Origin of the sequence: Streptomyces sp. NPDC001717 (genome assembly GCF_042892775.1) — a bacterium.
Taxonomy (GTDB): Bacteria; Actinomycetota; Actinomycetes; order Streptomycetales; family Streptomycetaceae; genus Streptomyces.
The window spans coordinates 347,292-364,789 of sequence record NZ_JBIAUK010000002.1; the positions used below are offsets into that span (position 1 = coordinate 347,292).

Consider the following 17,498-nt stretch of genomic DNA (forward strand, 5'->3'; position numbering starts at 1 on the left):
GGGCCCGGCCGGCGCCCAGGCCGCACGGTGCCTGGGTGCGACACACCCAGGCACCTTCTGCGGCCGGCGGCCTAGCCTGGGGCGGTGAGCGACAACCACCTGGGAGACTTCCTCCGCGCGCGCCGCGCCGCCGTCCGGCCCGGCGACGTCGGTATGACACACCACGGCATGCGCCGGGTTGCCGGGCTGCGCCGCGAGGAAGTCGCCGTGCTGGCAGGGGTGAACGCCGACTACTACACACGGCTCGAACAGGGCCGCGAGCGGCGCCCCTCGGCGCAGGTCGTGGACGCACTGGGCCGCGCCCTGCTGCTGGACACCGACGCCATGGCTCATCTGCACCGGCTGGCCGGCACCGTGCGCGGCCGCCCGAACTCGGTGGCCGCGGGCCAAGTGAGCCCCGCCCTGCGCACGCTGATCGACGGCTACCCCCACACCCCCGCGTTCGTCACCAACCCCACCCTCGACATCCTGGCCGCCAACGCCCTCGCCGAAGCCCTGTACTCCCCCTTCGACCGGACGGACAACCTGGCCGCGATGGTCTTCCTGGACCCGGCCGGCCGCTCCTTCCACACCCGGTGGGACGAAACGGCCGAGGCCGTCGTGGGCCATCTGCGCGAAGCCGACGGCCTGGAACCGGGCAACCCGCGCCTGCGTGCCCTCGCCGACGGACTGAGCGAACGCAGCGCGGACTTCGCCCGGCTGTGGAACGCACACACCGTGCGTGGCAAGACCCGAGCGGCCAAGCTCTTCCATCACCCGGACGTCGGCGCCCTGCACTTGACCTACCACGCCTTCGACATACGCGAAGCCCCCGGCCGACAACTGATCGTCTACCACGCGGCCCCCGGCAGCCCGAGCTCCGAAGCCCTCCGCCTACTCGGCTCCGTTCACGCCACGTCGAGACGGGCCCCGGGGACGATGGACAAGGCGTCAAGGGACACCCGGTCGTGAGGGAACCCCGGGGACTTCCGACTGCCTCTGGCCGGGCGGCGGAACCACCGGCACCACCAGTCAATGCCGGCAGGACGGCCGAACGCCGAGCAGCTCGGTCCGCAGTACGGGTGTGCCGTCGATCGGTGCCGGGTTCTCCGTGGTCGGTTCGATGCCTCCGGCGGCGACTTTGTCGAGTGTCGTGAGGCCGTCGGCGTCGACCGTGCCGAACACCGTGTAGTTCGGTCGTAGTGCGGAGTCGCCGTAGACGACGAAGAACTGCGAGCCGTTCGTGTCGGGACCGGCGTTGGCCATGGCCAGCAGGCCGCGTCCGTAGAGACGGCGCTTGCCGGTCGGATCGGTCGGTGCCGGCGGCAGATCCACCGGCAGCTCGTCCTTGTACTTGTACCCCGGTCCCCCTTCACCGGTACCGGTCGGGTCGCCGCACTGCAGGACCTTGAGCGTCGGGTACGCCGTCAGCCGGTGGCAGACCGTACGGTCGTAGAACCCGTGCCGTGCCAGGTGCAGGAAACTCTGGACCGTGCACGGCGCCTTCGCCCGGTCCAAGTGCAGCGGGAGCGGGCCCTGACTGGTCGGAACATCCATGTCGACCGTGCCACGACCGGGGGTGTGCCGCGGGTCCGGCGGAAGCGGAACAGAGCGCGCGGGCGGCTCGTCCGGGGTCTGTGTGTACTGGCAAGGGCCGTGCGTGGTCCGCGGCGGAGTGCCATCGGAAGCAGTGGCGACACTCCCCCCGGACACGACCAACACCACGGCCGCCAAAGCGCTGATCAGTGCTCGTTTCATCCCGCACACCCTCCCGAAGAACGCCAAGGTCTGAAGCGGACGCAGTCTAGGGGGGCGGGTTCGGTCCGCGGGAACAGTCGACGGCAGATGGCCGGCGCACGCCGCCATGTGGCCTGCGGCCGAGGTGAGGATGAACTCGGCGCCCGCCGCCCCGCCGGGTCCCGGCCGTGCCGTCTGCGTGCGTCAGCCGGCCGGCCGTCGTACGGCCGCCACGACGGCGCCCCCCCGTCCTCCGACGCCATGCGGCGCGCCGCGACCGCGGCGGCGATCGCGTACGAGGGCTCCCGCACCACCCGCGCGAGGGCGTCACCCAGGCCCTCGGCCGTCAGCGAGCCGAACGGGATCGGGTCCGGGGCGGCGCCCACCGCTGCGAGCCGCGCCGCCCAAAAGGGCTGGTCCGCGGTCACCGGCACCGCGACCGACGGCACCCCGGCGCGCAGCGCCGCCGCCGTGGTGCCGGCCCCGGTCTTCACCTGCGTACGGCCACCAGGGGCCGGTCACCGCCAGGCCGGCAGCCCAGTCGGACGGCCGAGGCACCAGCGTCGTGCTGAAGCGGTGCAGGACGGGCCATCCGGCCTCGTCCTGGCGTCGGCGCATGCGCGCTCCTGTCAGCGGCGGCAACCCCAGGCGGGTGCGCAGCCGTGCCACGGCCGGCTCGAAGACCCGGTCGGCCATGCGCAGCGCGAACCGCCCGGCCGCGCGGTTGCCGAAGCGCCCCAGTGAGCGGGTGCCCATGACGGTCGGAGGGAACTCGCTCGTGGGCGCGGTGGGCTGGAGGTACACGCCGAGGCTCGGCGTCCCGGTGGCCTCCGCGACGTGCCAGGCGAGCGGCGCGGCCCAGTTCGGTGACGAACGCGGAGGCCGCCCGCAGCAGTTCGCGCCGATCCCGGGCGGCGCCGTGCGCCCGGTGGTCCGCCGGCAGCGGCCGGAACTCCAGCCCGGCTTCCGCCGCCAGGGGCGCGAACGTCTCGGTCGCGGCCAGCGCGACCTCGTGCCCGGTACGGCGCAGCGCGACGCCCAGCCCGGTGTAGGGCGCGACGTCACCGCGCGAGCCGGCCGTCGCGATCAGGATCCTCATCTGTCTTCCTCATGTGTGGTGCGCGTGGTGTGGGGCGTGGCGTGTGATGTGGGCTGTGCGTTCCTTGCGTTCCGTGCGTTCCGTGCGTTCCCTGCGTTCCCTGCGTCCTCTGCGCTCTGCCCGGACAGGGCACCGGTACGGCGCGACGCGTTCGCGAGGACCGCCTCGTGCAGGTAGACGGCCAGGCCGGGCCATCGCCTGCCGGTGCCCCTCGGATTCGCGCCACTTCAGCTGCGCCTCGGTGGCGTAGCTGAGGTCGAAGGCGATCTCGCCGAAGACCTCGAACCGCTCCTCGGGCGTGAGCGACACACCGGTCTGCTGGACCTCGACCGCACGCTCGGCCACCTCCGCCAGCCGCTGCAGCCGGGCGATCTCGTCGAGGGCGAAGCCCAGTTCGCGGTGGAAGAGGATCTGCTGGAGCCGCGCCAGGTCTGCGTCGTCGTAGCGGCGGTACCCGACCCGGCTCCGGTCGCCGGGCGAGAGGAGACCCGTCCGGTCGTAGCGGTGCAGCGTGCGTACGGTCACCCCTGCGAATGCCGATACCTGACCGACGGTGTAGCCCATGGACCTGCCCTTTCGTTCACCCACAGCCTGGGGCCTGACGTAGGGGGAGGGTCAACCCGGCAGGTGCGGGCGAGGGCGGGCCGGGTGCGTCCGCCGGTGCCGTCGTCACGGCGGCACCGGTGCCGGTCGGCGGGACGCGGGCCCGGCCTGAACGCCGCCGCCGCAGGTCGTGACACGGCCGCCCTGACGGGTCGAACCGGGGCGACCGGCCAACTGTCAAGCCGGATCACTCACGTACGGCCGCCGGCTCCACCGCCCTACGACGCAGGGAGAGGCCCGCCGGAGCTACCGCCGAGATGACGGCGAGCACCGCGCAGACACCCAGGACCGCCGCGAGCGTCGCCCACGGGATCTCGATGGACGTCCGCACGGAGAGCAGGCCCAGCGCGCCCCACATGCCCACCAGGTTGAGTCCGGCGACCAGGGTTCCCAGCAGTCCGCCGACCATGACCACCATCAGCGCCTCGGCTCCCACCAGCCGCAGCACCTGCCACCGGGTGGCGCCGGCCAGCCGCAGCACGGCAAGCTCGCGGACCCGGTCGGAGGTCGCCATGACCATCGTGTTGGCCAGCGAAATGCCGGTGTAGAGGAGAGCGATCCCGAGGACCAGGAAGAAGCCCATCCGGGTCGTCCGGTTGGTCTCGGGATACGTCGCACGCACCCAGGCGTCCCTGGCGAGGACCTCCCCACCCGACGCCCGCACCGCCCGACCGAGGCCGGCGGCCACGGTGCCCGCGTCGGCACCGTCCGCCAGGCGTACGTCGACCCGGTCGACGGGCGCCGCGGGGGCGTTGCGCGGGGTGACGTAGACGCCGTTGTTGCCGGTGCCGATGGTCATGACCGCGGCGATGTTCAGGGACTTCTTCGTGCCGTCACCGAGCCACACGTCCACCCGCTCGCCCACGGTGTGCTTCTCCCACTCCTCGTTGACGATGATCGAGTCGTCGTCCAGGTCGCTCACCTTCCCTGCGGCGAGCGGCAGATGCGCCGTTGCCGCGAGCGGTTCCGGCTCGACGGCCCGGGCATCGGACCTGATGAGCGCCACGCCGTCTTCCAGGACGTACACGGCGCTCCACGAGCTCGCCGAGACCTCGACACCGGGCACGGCCCGAAGCCGCTGGAGCGTCGCCTCGTCGAAGCCGGCGTTGCCCGCAGGAGTGACCACGAAGTCGGCGGCCGTGCGCTCGCGCACCTCGGTGGCCTTCGCTTCGTTCAGGGTGGCGGTGGCGCCGAGCAGCGAGCCCGCCAGCGCGACCGTGACCAGCACGGGCGCCGCGACGGCGGCGGTGCGGCGGACTCCGGTGGCGGCGTTCTCCCGAACCAGCATTCCACCGGCGCCCGGCAGTCGCGCCGGCAGCCAGGCGATCAGCCGGGCCAGTGGCCGCACCAGCACCGGCGCGAGCAGCGCGACCGCGGTGATCAGCAGCATCGGTCGGCTCACATGGGTCTTGCGCTGCAGCAGGTCGCCCGGGTTCGTCACCAGGGCGAGGGTCAGGGTCACGGCAGCGGTGATCAGCAGGGCCGCGCCGAACAATCCGCGGCCCCGTGTCATCGGCCGGGTGTCGACGGACGCCTCGCGGAGTGCCTCGATGGGTCCGGTGCGCCCGGCCCGCCAGGACGCGGCCAGCACGCCGCACAGGGCCACGAACAGGCCCGTCCAGAACGCCATGTGGTAGGGCCAGGTGGAGGCGCCGATGGTGAACCAGCGGGGCGCGAGGCTCTCGTCGACCGCCCACTCGGCGAGCTTCGGAGCCCCGTGGGAACCGAGCACGCAGCCGGCGGCCGAGGCGAGCACACCGACCGCGAGCGCCTCGTGGACGACCATGCGGCGGATCTGTCCCGGGGTCGCCCCGGCGGTGCGCAGCAGCCCGAACTCCCGGCGCCGCTGGGCCACCGCGAACGCGAAGGTCGAGGCGACCACGAACACCGAGACGAACCCGGTGACGCCGCCGGCCGTACCGAACATGGCGTTCATCGCGGTGAGGGCCTCGCTGTCCCGGTCGGGGTCGGCGTCGGCGTACCGGCGCGCGTCCCCGGTGAGGACCTGGACGCCTTCGCTGCCGCGTACCGCTTCGCGCACGGCCGTCGCGTCGGCGTCGACCACGAGCTGGAGGCTGCGCGGCGACAGTTCGGCGGCGCGGGTGTCGGTGTAGAACACGGCGTTCTCGAAGCCGAGCCCGGCCACGGTGCCGACGACGCGCACCGTGCCGCCGTCGGTCCGCACCCGGGTGCCCGGACGGGCCCAGTCACCACTGACGACGACCTCGTCCGCGGCCTCGGGCGCGCGCCCCGCGTCGAGGTGGTACGGCGCGAAGGCCGCCGTGGACCAGGGGTGGCCCACCAGGTCGGCGGGCCCGCCCTCGGCCCGTACGGCGAACGACCGGTCCTCGACGACGGTCCCGCGGTCCCGCAGCTTCGCGACCGCGTCGTCGGGCACGGGACGCGGCTGCGCGAGCTTCCGGGTGCGGTGGCCGATCGGGGTCGGCACGTCGAGGGTGTCCTGGCCCTTGACGACGACCTGCGCGGCGGCGAACCGCTCCGGGCCCCGGTCGGGAGCGGCCGGCGAGGACGCCAGGGCCAGCCCCATCACCGCGATCAGCGCCACGCCCAGGGAGAGGGCGACGAAACTGCCGACGAAGGTGACCCATCGGGTGCGCAGGGTGCGCAGCGTGGTGCTCAGCACGGCGCCGCCTCGAGCTTGGCCATGCGCGCCGCGATGTCCTCGGCGGAGGCACCGATCAATTCGCCGTTGACCCGTCCGTCGACGAGGAAGACGACGCGGTCGGCGTAGGAGGCGGCGACGGGGTCGTGGCTGACCATGATGATCGTCTGGCCGTCCCTGTCGACCATGCCGCGCAGCAGGGTCAGCACCTCGCGGCTGGTCTGCGAGTCGAGCGCGCCGGTCGGCTCGTCGCCGAACAGCACTTCGGGGCGGGTGATCAGGGCGCGGGCCAGGGCAACCCGCTGCTGCTGGCCGCCGGACATCTCCGTCGGGCGGTGCCGCGCACGGTCACCGAGTCCGACCTGTTCGAGCACCTCGCGCACCTGGGCCTTCTTCGGGCGGCGGCCGGCCAGCCGCAGCGGCAGGGCCACGTTCTGCTCGGCGGTCAGCGAGGGCAGCAGGTTGAACGCCTGGAACACGAAGCCGATGCGCTCGCGGCGCAGCAGGGTCAGCTTGGTCTCGCTCAGCCCGGTCAGCTCGGTGTCGCCCACGGTGACCGAGCCCGACGTGGGCCGGTCCAAACCCGCGGCGCACTGCAGCAGGGTCGACTTGCCGGACCCGGACGGGCCCATCACGGCGGTGAACGTCCCCCTCGGGAAGGCGAGCGACACTTCGTCGAGGGCGGTGACGGACATGCCGCCCGAGCCGTACCGCCGGGTCACCGAGCGCAATCGGATCGCGTCGTTGCTCATGTCTTCCCCCACCACTACCTGCTCCTCGGCTCGTTGGTTCCCCTACGAAACCGCGGAAGCCCCGCGCGACGCAGTACGGCCCGAACGAGACTTGGGGTAGTGCCAGGCCTACCACCGACACGGACCCTGGACCGATGGCACCGAACCGGTGGCGCCACTTACGGTCATGCACATGCACCCTCGAAACGTGTGGCAGGCCATGTCCCGGCCGGGCTTCCTGCTGTCGGCCTGGCCCTGGCGCGCCACCGCATATCTGCTCACCGGCGCGGTGGGCGGCGCCGCCGCCTTGATGGGGATCGTGACGCTGGCAGCGGTCTGCGGTGCGCTCGCCATCGTCCTGGTGGGGCTGCCGCTGCTCGTCGTGGTCGCCCTCAGCGGGATCCCGGTGGCCTGGGTGGAACGGTGCAGGCTGCGTCTGATCGACCGCGACCCGGTGTCCGGTCGGCACCAGGTGCCGGCCGCGCCGGGACTGTGGCCCTGGCTCACCACCCGACTGCGCGAACAGGGAACCTGGCGGGAGCTCGGGTACGCGTTGCTGTTCGCCGGTCTGCTCTGGCCGGTCGACGCCCTGGCCCTCACGGTCGCCCTGCTCTTCCCGCTGTCCATGGTCGCCACCCCGCTGCTGATGGCCACGGTCGGCGACGGCCACGAGGCGAAGGTGCTCAAGCAGTGGACGGTCACCACATGGCCGACCGCGTTCGGCGTCGCCGTACTGGGCCTGCTCCTGATGGGCCTGGGTGCCTATGTGCTCGGTGCCACGGCGGGCGCCCGCGCAGCGCTGGCCCGGCTGCTGATCGCCTCCCGCGAGGGCGAGCTCGGTGCCGAGGTGATCGAACTGGCCCGCTCCCGGGCCCGGTTGGTGGATGCCTTCGAGGCCGAGCGGCGCCGGATCGAGCGCGATCTGCACGACGGCGCCCAACAGCGCCTCGTGGCCCTGACGATGGCACTCGGGCTGGCCCGCCTCGATGCCCCGCCAGGCCCGCTCGCCGACCAGCTCACCAGGGCGCACGAGGAGGCGGTGCAGGCGCTCGCGGAACTGCGCGAGCTCATTCAGGGCATCTACCCCAAGGTCCTCACGGACTACGGCCTTCACGCCGCGGTCAGCGATGCCGCCGACCGCTGTGTGGTCCCCGTCGACGTCGCCCTCGAACTGACGGGCCGACCGAGCGAGGCGGTCGAGTCCGCAGCGTACTTCGTGGTCTGCGAGGCGCTGGCCAACGTCGCCAAGCACAGCGGGGCCGACCGCGCGCAGGTGAGGGGCGGCCATCGCGACGGACGCCTGTTCCTCGAAGTCCGCGACGAAGGCTGCGGCGGCGCGGACCCCTCGGCGGGCAGCGGCCTCACCGGTCTCGCGGACCGGGTATCGGTCCTGGATGGCAGACTTGCCCTGACCAGTCCACCGGGTGGACCGACTCTGTTGCGTGTGGAGATTCCTTGCGAGTTGACCGAGGCGGCCGACCGCTCCGCGTAGTGCTGGCGGAGGACAGCGTGCTCCTGCGGGAGGGACTCATCGGCCTGCTCGGCCGCTGCGGCCACGAGGTGGTGTCGGCCGTCGGGGACGCACGGGCACTGGTTGACGCCGTCGAGGAGCACTCCCCCGACATCGTGGTGACGGACGTGCGCATGCCGCCCGGTTTCCAGGACGAAGGGCTCAACGCGGCCGTGCGGCTGCGCGAGACGCGTCCCACGCTCCCGGTCCTGGTCCTCAGCCAGTACGTGCAGCGGACGTACGCCGCAGACCTCCTGGACTCCGGCGATGGATCGGGCGTCGGCTACCTGCTCAAGGACCGAGTCGGCCAGGTCGAGGAGTTCGTGGAGGCGCTGCACAAAGTGGCGGACGGCGGGACGGTGGTCGACCCCGAGGTGGTGCGGCAGTTGCTGCGCCGCCGCCGGGATCCGCTGGAGCAGCTCACCCCGCGCGAACGCGAGGTGCTGGCACTGATCGCCGAAGGCAAGTCCAACGGGGCGATCGCCAAGGAGCTGGTGGTTTCAGAAGCGGCGATCGGCAAGCACATCGGCAGCATCCTCACCAAGCTGGACCTGCCTCCGACGGACAAGACCCATCGCAGGGTCCTGGCCGTCCTCACTTACCTGCGGGCATGACCCACCGAGGGCACCGAGCCCCTGCGCCTGACTGCCAGGGACTCGGTTGGCCTCGGCCGGTCAGCGGACGGCCGAGCCCATCCAGTGGCCGGTCGTGGTCCATCCCTGGAAGCGGCGGGCCAGGCCGCCCAGTGCGGTGCCGTCCGCGTCGAAGGTGCCGCCGCCCGCGACCAGGCGGAGTCCGGCGATCACCGGGGCGAGGCGGGCGGCCGTGTGCCACGGCTGCCCGGTGGCCGCCACCGCCATCCGCTGGACGAGCGCGGCCTGCCGGTCGGGCGGGCACAGCGACAGGAAGAACAGCGTCTGCCGCCAGGCGTACGCCGCGTCCTTGATGGTGCCGAGCGGGCGCGGGTGGCCGTGGACGCGGGCGACGAGGCGGCACACCGTGGCGAAGCCCTCCTCGGCCAGGGCCTCCCAGCCCGCCTCCGGGGCGATGCCCGCGTGCCGTACCAGCACGGCCAGGTTGTGGGTGGTCAGGATCTGCGCCTGCTCGATGACCGTGCCGTTGCCGGCCGGCGACCAGGAGCGGGCGGTGTCCGTACCGGCCCGTTCCCCGCACAGCCGGTCGAACTCGGGTGCCGTCCGGGCCGGACGCGCCTGGCCGAGGCCGTCGGCAGCGTGCACCACCGCCATGTTGCGTACCGCAGCGCAGTCGATCCCGTAGTAGCGGGTGTAGAGGCTGTCCTCCAGAAGGTCGGCCGCGGTGCGCGCGGCGTGCAGGAACTTCGGGCTGAAGGTCCCCATGAAGATGTCGGCCGCGAGCTCCTCGGTGAACGGGGCGGAGAGGTCGGCCTGGCGTGCCAGGTGGGACATCTCGCGCACCAGCGGGTTCGGCAGCAGCGTTCCGGGGAACGCGCCGACGGCCAGGTCTCCGAGGCGGCGCAGCGCGGCCTCCGCAGCCGCCCGCGCCCGTTCCTCCGTATCGGCGTCGCTGCCGTGGCCGGCGACCGCGCGCACCCAGGGCAGCTCGTCCACCCGTACCTGGTGCGCCAGGTTGAGCAGGAGCAGCGAACGCCGGTTGCGGAACGCCCGGTACGTGGCCGCCTCGAGGGTGCGCAGGGCGGGGTCGGCGTAGCGCTGTGCGGTGGCGCCCGCCACGAGCTGCGGAACGAGCTCGGCCAGCACCTCCGCGGACGGGACAAGGCCGTGCGCGACGAGTTCCTCCGGCGGAGCGCTGAGCGCGGTGCGGACCACCTGCCGCAGACGCGGCGGGACAACGGTTCCGGCGGGCAGGCCGGTCCCGGCCGCCTCCGTCTCCGTAACCGGTGCGAGCAGCCCGTCGACGTCGGGCGTGCCGGCCCGCCGGTCCAGCGGTGCGAGGCGGTCCGCCACGGCGGCGGCGATCTCGTGGTGTGCCGGCAGGGCCGCCTGGCGCGCCTGTTCGGCGCGCAGCCGGGCGTGCCGGTCCGAACCGGGCAGGCCGCGCTTGGCGATGACCGAGGTCACCGCGTGGCGCAGCAGCCCGGCGAGCCGGGGCGCGAGCGGGCGACCCGCGGCGGCCTCCTCCAGGGCCTTCAGCATGATGCCGGTGTTCGACTTCCGGTCCCGGTGCTTGCGGCACTGCGTGTGGACGGCGGCCAGGGCGCGGTAGCGCTCCAGCAGGGCGGCCGCCCGCACGCGCGCGTCGCCGCCACCGCGGCCGGTCCGGGGAGTGGCCGGGCCGGGGACGGGCACGCGCTCCGGGCCGGGTCGATCCGCTGCGGCCCGGACCGGGGCGATCTCTTCGCCGTGCTGCAGCCAGTAGCCGAGGAGCTCGTCGTCGAAGGGCCGCCACACGCCCAGGGCTTCGCGCTGCACCTCGATGGCGGTCTTGGGCCCGCGAGCGCGCAGCGCGTCCGATACCTCGCCGACGCTGCGGCGGTGCACCGCACTCGCGTCGGGGGCGGGCCGGTCGGCCGGTCGGGGCAGGAAGCGCAGCTGGTCGGCGAATGGCTGAAGCTCCGTCACCAGGGCTGCGGCCGTGTCGAAGTCTTCGGCCCGTACCAGCCAGGCGACGGTCAGCAGGGCCGCCTCCTCGGGCAGGGACACCTCGTAGCGACCGGTGTCCAGCAGTCCCCACAATTCCTCGAGGCCCTGCTCCGTCAGCGCGTGGGCGAAGAGCACCGCACGGTCGGCAGGTACGCCGGCCCTGCGGGCGGCGTCCGCCTCGTACGGGGCGAGGGGCCCGCCCGCGCCGGGCGTTCCGGTGGCGAATCCGCCGCGGAGGACTTCAGGGGTGACCCAGGCGGGCAGTCCGGTGACCGGGGTGCGCGAACCGATGGTGAGGCTGCCGTCCGCCATGCCTGCGAGCACTGCACGCCATTTCTGCATCCGGCCGAGGGCGCGGTCGCGGGTGGCCGGCTCAGCGTGGGAGACGGAGGTGCGCAGTGCACGTGCCAACTGGCCCGCGGCGTACGCGGACGAGGCGGTGGCCTGGCCGGTCGTCGCGGCTGCGGGCGCACCGGCGGGGCGGCCGGGCTCGGTCGAGGGCTGCTGGTCAGCGTTCGCGTTCATAAGCCGGCGTGGCAGGATCTGCCCCTGCGCCCCCCGGGTAGGAAGCCCGGTGCTCTGACTGACTGAGCTACACGCCGTTGGATGGCCCGACCCTAGAACGATCACCTGGGCGCGGCAACCGAAATTGCGAACCACCGGCCGCTCGGCGGGCCATGCCCGGCGACACGCCACACCGCGGCCCGAACGCCGGGCCGCCGTCGCACTCGTCTCGCTTCTGATGTGGGCGTGCCGTTCGCCAAGAAGAAGGCGAACAGCCGAAGCGAAGCGCGCACGTCGACGGGGAGATGTTCCACGCATGAATCATGCAGGACCTCAGCACCGTGTGGGCATCGGTCGAGACGAGCGGCGAGCTCAGGTCGTCGCGGTGCGCGCGCGAAGCCGGTGCGCGGTCCGCAGTCCGTGCTTGGCGGCGCTTGCCACGAGGCCGCCGAGGGTGGTTCTGGCGAGGTCGTGCGCGGCGAGACGTTCCAGTGCCGGCAGGGCCCGGTCGTCGCCGGTGGAGCCGAGAGCGCGGCAGGCCAGTGCTCGGAGGTCCGGGTCGGGATCGGTGGTGAGGGCGATCAGGTCGTCCACGACCGGCGGGCCGAAAGCGGCGATCGCTGAGGCGAGATGACCGGCCTTCGGGTTCCGGCGCTCCACCATTGTCTGCCACAGCGCAGCGAGTGCCCGGTCGCCGCCGATGTGGCCGAGGGCCAGGGCGGCGCTGCTGCGCACCCAGTTGGTCTCGTCGTTCAGCCGGGCCGACAGGGCGGGCACGGCGGCCGGTTCCGCAAAGAGGCCGAGCGCCTCGCAGGCACCCTCGCGGACCATCGGATCGGGATGCTCCAGCAGGGCGGTGATCAGCGGAACGGCCCGGCGGAAGCCGAGTTCGGCACAGGCCAGGGCCGACCACCGCACCCTGCGGTGCCCGGTGTCGGCGAGCGCGCGCAGTAGGCCCGGTTCGACGCTCTCGTCGCCGAACAGGGCGATCCGGTTGAGTGCCTTGGTCCAGACGGTGACGTCCTGCGTCCGGTGGTCGGAGGCGACCTCGGACAGGGCCGCACGGGCCTGCGGATGGCCGAGCTCGGCCCATTCCAGCAGGGCGTCGATCGCCCGCAGCCGGGTCGTTCGGTTGCTGCTCAACTCGGCGGCGTGGACGGTGACGAGGGATGTCGGCCCGTCCGGCAGGTGGCCGAGCGCGTCCCCGAGCGGGCCGGCGAGCGGTGGTTCGAGCTCGCCCAACCACAGGGCCAGTGGGCCGATCCGGGTGCCGACGTCCGCGTCGTAGCGGCCGTCGCCCCGCAGGTTCGCGGCCATCTTGGCGACCGTACGGAACAGCAGCCATGCGCGGTCCGATGGGGAATCAGCGAGGGCGTCGAGTCGGCCGGACATCGCCGCGGTGACGGCGGCCGGCGGGCGACCGGTGGCCTCCAGGACCGCCTCCGCCCAGGCGAGTGGCTCACCCTGACGCTCGTGGAGTTGGCGACCCCACAGGCGCAGGACGGCGTCACGGTGGTCGGTCATTCCAGGATCGTTCCAGCAGGGAACATCGACGGCCAACGGGTTTTCCTCGCGGTGACGGCTCCTTCGACGCCGCCGGATCTCCACCAAATGATCACCCGTTCTCGCCGGAAGGGCGGTCACCCGCCTCGGACGACGCACCGACCTCATCGCGCCGCCGCCGGCGGTGTTTGCGCATGGACACCTGAGAGCCGCAGCCGGTACTGCAGTACAGCCCTCCCCCGTTGCGGGTGCGGTCGAAGAAGCCGAAATGGCATGGAGGGTTCCGGCACGCCTTGATGCGCCTCCAGTCGCCGGTCTGCGCGAACGTCGTCACGGCGGCCAGCACGGTGCCGAACACGCGCGGCACCCCCGTCTGCGGCGACGCCAGCTCCACACCGCCGGCCGTGACCACCGTCGCCAGCGGGTAGAGCGGGCCCACACGTCGAAGGTGCCGCTCGGCACGCAGCAGCGGCTCACCCAGGCTCTCCTCATCGCCCGAGTGCGCGAGCAGCACGGTCACCAGGGCATCACGCAGCTCGCGCGCGACTGCGGCGTCAGCGTCGGTCACCACGGATTCACCACCGAATTCGTCGCGCTCCGCCAGCCAGGCCGCGAACGATTCCCCGTCCCCGAACAGCTCTCGGCGACCCGATCCGTCCGCGCGCGTGTTCACGAACGCGAGGACGGTCTCCACCGTCGGCGTGACGGTGCGCGGGCTGGGTTCGGGCGATCCGGCTGCCGTAGTGATCATTCTTCCAGCGTACAGCAAGGAGATCGGAGCTAACCCTCCTAGAAGGCAACCGTTCACGCGACCACGCTTGCGGTGTTGCTACCTAACGCCTTACGGTCGCAACATGAACACGACATCCCACTCCCAGACCCCCAGCCGTACATGGCTGATCACCGGCGCGACGTCCGGCATCGGCCGCGAACTGACGCTCCAGGCACTGGAGAACGGCGACACCGTCTCGGCCCTCGCCCGCGACACCTCCTCCCTGGACGAACTGGCGCGGCAGCACGGTGAGCGCCTGCTCCTCATCCCGGCGGACGTACGTGACGAGCGAGCCGTCCAGGACGCGGTGGAAGGCACTCTCGAACGCTTCGGCCGTATCGACGTCGTGGCCAACAACGCGGGATACGGACTGTTCGGAGCCGTCGAGGAGGCATCCGACGCTCAGGCCCGCGCCGTCTTCGACACCAACGTCTTCGGAGTGCTCAATGTGCTCCGCGCAACGCTGCCGGTGCTCCGCGCCCAGCGGTCGGGGCACATCCTCCAGGGTTCGTCGGTCTACGGGCAGTCCGCCCATCCCGGCGTGGGGCTGCTTGCCGCCACCAAGTACGCGGTCGAGGGGCTGACGGACGCGCTCGCGGCGGAAGTCGCACCCCTCGGCATCAGGGTCACGATCATCCAGCCCGGAATGACGGCGACCCCCTTCCTCTCGAATCTCGATGTGGCAGCGGGCCTGAGCGATTACGACCAGACCGTCCGCGAGGTCCACAAGGGCATCGGACAGCTTCCGCCGTCCGCGTTCTCCGCCGCGGCGCGGGTCGCCTCGGGCATCCGGACCGCGGTCGACAGCCCCGCCCCTCCGCTGCGACTGGCCCTCGGCGCCTCCAGCGCGACGGCCATGCGCCCCGCCCTGGAGGCACGGATCGCAGACCTGGACAGCTGGCAGCACCTGACCGACACCGTCGACGCGTAGCGAGCCACGAAGCCGCCGGGAACACGGTCATGACGGAAGCGGCCGGCCTCCTCACCGCCCGGTCATGACCGTTGGTCCGGGTCGAAGCCACGACAGACGGCCTCGACCCGGACCCTTTACGACACCTGCTCGGCATAGCTCCATCGACAGTGTCGCGAACCCCTGGGCACTGACGGAGTTCGGCCGGTCAGCCTTCGATCCCGGTCACGTGGTGCGCGGCACCGACCGGCTCGGACTCCGGGGAGCCGCGCTGGCGAAGGTAGATCGACAGCACGACCATCGCCGCGACCGCGAGGAGTTCGGACTGCCAGTTCTGCAGGGTCCGATTCCAGAAGTCGGGGGTGGCGACATAGCCGGCCCAGCCCCGCGCTGGACGAGGTAGACGGTGCCGAAGATGTAGAGGGAGAACTGCAGGAACTCCGACTGCCAGTTCTCCGTCACGTCCACCGCGAAGTCCGAGGACGTCAGGTAGTCGCCGAAGCCGACCTGCTGCATCCCGTCCACGGTGAGCTGCTCGTTGAACTCCGCCTGCCCCACTACGGCCTGGCAGGCCAGCACCACCAGGAACGCGATGCCGAACGCGAGCGTCAGGCTGTTGTCCCGCCAGAAACTCCCCCGTCGTCCGCTGTCGTCGCTCATCGCTGGAGCACCCCGATCGTGATGAAGTAGGCCGGCCCGCCCACGATCACCGCCAGGACGGTGAAGAACAGAGCACGCACGTCACGCCCCCTTCAGCAGACACCGATACGGCTTGTCCGGCCGGGGCGTGCAACCTGCGGCCACCGCCTTCCCGCCGCCGGTGAACTGCGCCAGGAACAGCGTGTCGCCCGACATGCGCATCAGCGCCTGCCGACCGTACGCCTCCACACCCGGAAGGCTGCCGGTCCGGGGCAGCTCCTCGGCACCCGGCCACGGCGAGAGCGACGGCGCACAGGGCGACCGTGCGCAGGCCACGCCGTCGCCTGGCGGACATCGGGGAACCAGTCCTGCTCTTCTTCCTCGACGTGGTGGCGGACCTGTTCGATGAGCACGGTCATCGTGAATGGCTTCTCGACTGTCTTGTGGTCCTCGCCCAGCAGCGCGATCGCATCCATGTTCCGCCCTCGGCTCAGGTGTGGATGCGGCTGTTGGCGCCGTCGTGGGCGTCGGCGTGCTCGTCGTCGAACCAGTAGTCCCCCGCGGCCAGGTAGCGGAACGAATTGCTTTTTGCGTTCGAGCACCGAAACTCCCGGCGATGGAGCGGGACAGAGGCCTCCGCACCCTCGCACGACCCTTTCTCCTCCCGGCCCGTACGCGCCGCCCGGAGCAGTCCTGTCACTCGCCCGGCCGCCGAACCGCCACCCGCGCACGCGATGCGCTGCACGGCCGCCGCCCGCAGGCCACAGCGTGTCCGGGGGCCCGTTCAGCCGTGCTCGCGCAGGACCCTGACGCTGGTCACCTCGGGATCGACGGCATCGGGCACAACCATGCCTGCGTCGACGCCGGTGCGAAGGTAGCGCAGGACGTCCGAGGTCAGGCGTTCGCCGGGCAGCGCGGCGGGAATGCCGGGCGGGTAGGGAGTGAGCATCTCGGCGGCAATGCGCCCTGCGGCCCGCTTCCACGGGACTTGTTCAGTCCGCCCGAAGAACGCGTCGCGAGGCAGCACGGCCTGCTCCAGGCGGAGTTCGGAAGGCGAGGGGACGTACACGGGCTGTCCGGTGCGCAGTTGCGGCACGTGGTCTGCGAAGTCGGTGAGGGCAGCGAGCAGGATGCCGGTCGTGTGGTCGTCGTCGGCATGGGTGAGCTGGGCGCTGATGCGGCGGTGGTCGGAGACGTGCAGGTTGATCTGATGGTTTCGTCGCAACCAGTCGGCGGCACGATATCCGGTGACCTGGCAGGCGCTGATGTCGATGATGATCTGGAGGGGGTCCAGGTCGGTGGCTTTGCCGGGGCCGCAGAAGTCGCTGCGGTCGTGGACGTGCATCCCGTCGATGCGGGAGATTTCGTCGCGGACCCGGCCGGTGAGGGCGAGGGCGTCGTCGTAGAGGGTTTTGCCGTGCTCGACCATGTGACGTCGCCAGCCGTCGAGGGCCGCGTACACGAGGACGGAGGGACTGGTGGTGCCGAGCAGGTCCTCACGGCCCTTGAGCACCTGCAGGGTCCACCAGGTCGCCCTGCAGGTGGAAGACCGAGCTCTGTTCGAGTCCCGAGCCCATCTTGTGGACCGACGTGACGCACACGTCGGCGCCGGCGTCCATCGCCCAGGTCGGCAGGTCAGGATGGAACGGCAGGTGGGCACCCCATGCCTCGTCGACGATGAGGGGAACGCCGTGGCGATGGCAGACCTCGGCGATGGCGGTCAGGTCCGAGCAGGTGCCGTACGGGGTGGGCGTGGTGACGAGCGCTCCGCGTGCGTCGGGGTGCTCGCACAGTGCTCGGTCGAAGGCCTCGGCGGACGGCGGGTGGGCCAGGTGGCGTTCGGCGTCCCACTGCGGGTCGACCCAGACGGGGCGGATGCCGGACAGGACAAGCCCTGAGACCACCGCCTTGTGCGCGTCTCGTCCGACGACCAGCTCTTCGTGCGGCCCGGCGACCGCGAGCATGGCGGACTTCACGGACAGCGAGCTGCCGCACGTGGAGAAGAAGGCGTGCTCGGCGCCGACGGCCTCGGCCATGAGCGCCTGTGCCTCCTCGATGATCCCTTGAGAGGAGGTGCGGTCGTCCAGACCGCTGGTGGCCAGAATGTCCGAGCGGAAGACGGCGTCGCCGAGCACGGCGCGCACCCGGGGGTCCGCCCCGCGTCCCTGCTTGTGCCCCGGCGGGGTGAAGGGTGTCTGGCCGGACTCGTGGTAGGCGGCCAGCGCGTCCAGTACGGGCGTCCTCGACTGATCCATACTCGCCCGCCTGCCCACCTAAATGGTGCGGAAACTCCGTTCTCAGGCACG

12 protein-coding genes, 1 tRNA gene and 4 pseudogenes are annotated in these 17,498 nt (G+C 72.1%); 4 read left to right on the plus strand and 13 right to left on the minus strand.

Going from position 1 to position 17,498, the window contains the following annotated elements:
* Positions 1-84: 84 nt before the first annotated feature.
* Positions 85-951, plus strand: a complete 867-nt coding sequence (locus ACFYZL_RS06145; RefSeq protein WP_384743734.1) for a helix-turn-helix transcriptional regulator — start codon at positions 85-87, stop codon at positions 949-951.
* A gap of 60 nt (positions 952-1,011) precedes the next feature.
* Here the strand turns inward: ACFYZL_RS06145 and ACFYZL_RS06150 are convergent, their stop codons facing one another.
* The 5 genes and pseudogenes from ACFYZL_RS06150 to ACFYZL_RS06170 form a co-directional block, all read right to left on the minus strand.
* Positions 1,012-1,536, minus strand: a complete 525-nt coding sequence (locus ACFYZL_RS06150; protein ID WP_388676507.1) for a peptidylprolyl isomerase — start codon at positions 1,534-1,536, stop codon at positions 1,012-1,014.
* Between the two features lie 384 nt (positions 1,537-1,920).
* A pseudogene (locus ACFYZL_RS06155) lies at positions 1,921-2,815 on the minus strand (glycosyltransferase).
* Positions 2,816-3,001: 186 nt separating this feature from the next.
* Positions 3,002-3,379, minus strand: a pseudogene (locus ACFYZL_RS06160) (MerR family transcriptional regulator); the annotation flags it as partial.
* Between the two features lie 226 nt (positions 3,380-3,605).
* Positions 3,606-6,062: an FtsX-like permease family protein gene (locus ACFYZL_RS06165; protein WP_384743729.1), complete on the minus strand. Its 2,457-nt coding sequence runs from the start codon at positions 6,060-6,062 to the stop codon at positions 3,606-3,608.
* Positions 6,056-6,793, minus strand: coding sequence for an ABC transporter ATP-binding protein (locus ACFYZL_RS06170; RefSeq protein WP_384743726.1), 738 nt, complete (start codon positions 6,791-6,793; stop codon positions 6,056-6,058). The genes ACFYZL_RS06165 and ACFYZL_RS06170 overlap by 7 nt, the downstream gene beginning before the upstream one ends.
* Positions 6,794-6,992: 199 nt before the next feature.
* Between ACFYZL_RS06170 and ACFYZL_RS06175 the strand changes: the two genes are divergently transcribed.
* Together ACFYZL_RS06175 and ACFYZL_RS06180 are read left to right on the plus strand one after the other, a co-directional pair.
* A complete protein-coding gene (locus ACFYZL_RS06175; RefSeq protein WP_384743833.1) occupies positions 6,993-8,264 on the plus strand; it encodes a sensor histidine kinase in 1,272 nt (423 codons plus the stop codon).
* The gene (locus ACFYZL_RS06180; protein WP_388676932.1) at positions 8,264-8,896 is read left to right on the plus strand and encodes a response regulator; all 633 of its coding nucleotides are present in this window, start codon (positions 8,264-8,266) and stop codon (positions 8,894-8,896) included. Before ACFYZL_RS06175 ends, ACFYZL_RS06180 begins: the two co-directional genes overlap by 1 nt.
* A gap of 60 nt (positions 8,897-8,956) precedes the next feature.
* On the opposite strand, the gene ACFYZL_RS06185 is transcribed toward ACFYZL_RS06180, so the two are convergent.
* The 4 genes from ACFYZL_RS06185 to ACFYZL_RS06200 all read right to left on the minus strand — a co-directional run bounded on the left by ACFYZL_RS06185 (position 8,957) and on the right by ACFYZL_RS06200 (position 13,622).
* Positions 8,957-11,389, minus strand: a complete 2,433-nt coding sequence (locus tag ACFYZL_RS06185; RefSeq protein ID WP_388676510.1) for a hypothetical protein — start codon at positions 11,387-11,389, stop codon at positions 8,957-8,959.
* A gap of 3 nt (positions 11,390-11,392) precedes the next feature.
* Positions 11,393-11,466: transfer RNA gene (locus tag ACFYZL_RS06190), tRNA-Gly, on the minus strand.
* A gap of 274 nt (positions 11,467-11,740) precedes the next feature.
* On the minus strand, positions 11,741-12,892 hold the full coding sequence (locus tag ACFYZL_RS06195) for a HEAT repeat domain-containing protein (protein ID WP_388676513.1): 1,152 nt from the start codon (positions 12,890-12,892) through the stop codon (positions 11,741-11,743).
* A gap of 91 nt (positions 12,893-12,983) precedes the next feature.
* A complete protein-coding gene (locus tag ACFYZL_RS06200) occupies positions 12,984-13,622 on the minus strand; it encodes a CGNR zinc finger domain-containing protein (RefSeq protein WP_388676516.1) in 639 nt (212 codons plus the stop codon).
* Positions 13,623-13,725: 103 nt separating this feature from the next.
* Between ACFYZL_RS06200 and ACFYZL_RS06205 the strand changes: the two genes are divergently transcribed.
* Entirely contained in the window at positions 13,726-14,574 is an 849-nt protein-coding gene (locus ACFYZL_RS06205; protein WP_388676519.1) for an SDR family NAD(P)-dependent oxidoreductase, read from the plus strand.
* Between the two features lie 187 nt (positions 14,575-14,761).
* Here ACFYZL_RS06205 and ACFYZL_RS06210 read toward each other — a convergent pair whose 3' ends face one another.
* The 4 genes and pseudogenes from ACFYZL_RS06210 to ACFYZL_RS06225 all read right to left on the minus strand — a co-directional run bounded on the left by ACFYZL_RS06210 (position 14,762) and on the right by ACFYZL_RS06225 (position 17,447).
* A complete protein-coding gene (locus ACFYZL_RS06210; protein WP_388676935.1) occupies positions 14,762-15,004 on the minus strand; it encodes a DUF6766 family protein in 243 nt (80 codons plus the stop codon).
* Positions 14,992-15,213 (minus strand): annotated as a pseudogene (locus ACFYZL_RS06215) (DUF6766 family protein); the annotation flags it as partial. The pseudogene ACFYZL_RS06215 and the gene ACFYZL_RS06210, both read right to left, overlap by 13 nt.
* An 81-nt stretch (positions 15,214-15,294) precedes the next feature.
* Complete coding sequence (locus tag ACFYZL_RS06220; protein ID WP_388676522.1) at positions 15,295-15,441, minus strand: hypothetical protein; 147 nt, start codon at positions 15,439-15,441, stop codon at positions 15,295-15,297.
* 535 nt (positions 15,442-15,976) lie between these two features.
* Positions 15,977-17,447, minus strand: a pseudogene (locus ACFYZL_RS06225) (aminotransferase class I/II-fold pyridoxal phosphate-dependent enzyme).
* Positions 17,448-17,498: the final 51 nt, after the last annotated feature.

Bases quoted from the DNA above. Each gene is read 5' to 3' on its own strand.
- ACFYZL_RS06150 (WP_388676507.1), bottom strand. From the start codon at position 1,536: ATGGATGTTCCGACCAGTCAGGGCCCGCTCCCGCTGCACTTGGACCGG.
- ACFYZL_RS06170 (WP_384743726.1), bottom strand. From the start codon at position 6,793: ATGAGCAACGACGCGATCCGATTGCGCTCGGTGACCCGGCGGTACGGC.
- ACFYZL_RS06175 (WP_384743833.1), top strand. From the start codon at position 6,993: ATGTCCCGGCCGGGCTTCCTGCTGTCGGCCTGGCCCTGGCGCGCCACC.
- ACFYZL_RS06185 (WP_388676510.1), bottom strand. From the start codon at position 11,389: ATGAACGCGAACGCTGACCAGCAGCCCTCGACCGAGCCCGGCCGCCCC.
- ACFYZL_RS06195 (WP_388676513.1), bottom strand. From the start codon at position 12,892: ATGACCGACCACCGTGACGCCGTCCTGCGCCTGTGGGGTCGCCAACTC.
- ACFYZL_RS06200 (WP_388676516.1), bottom strand. From the start codon at position 13,622: ATGATCACTACGGCAGCCGGATCGCCCGAACCCAGCCCGCGCACCGTC.
- ACFYZL_RS06205 (WP_388676519.1), top strand. From the start codon at position 13,726: ATGAACACGACATCCCACTCCCAGACCCCCAGCCGTACATGGCTGATC.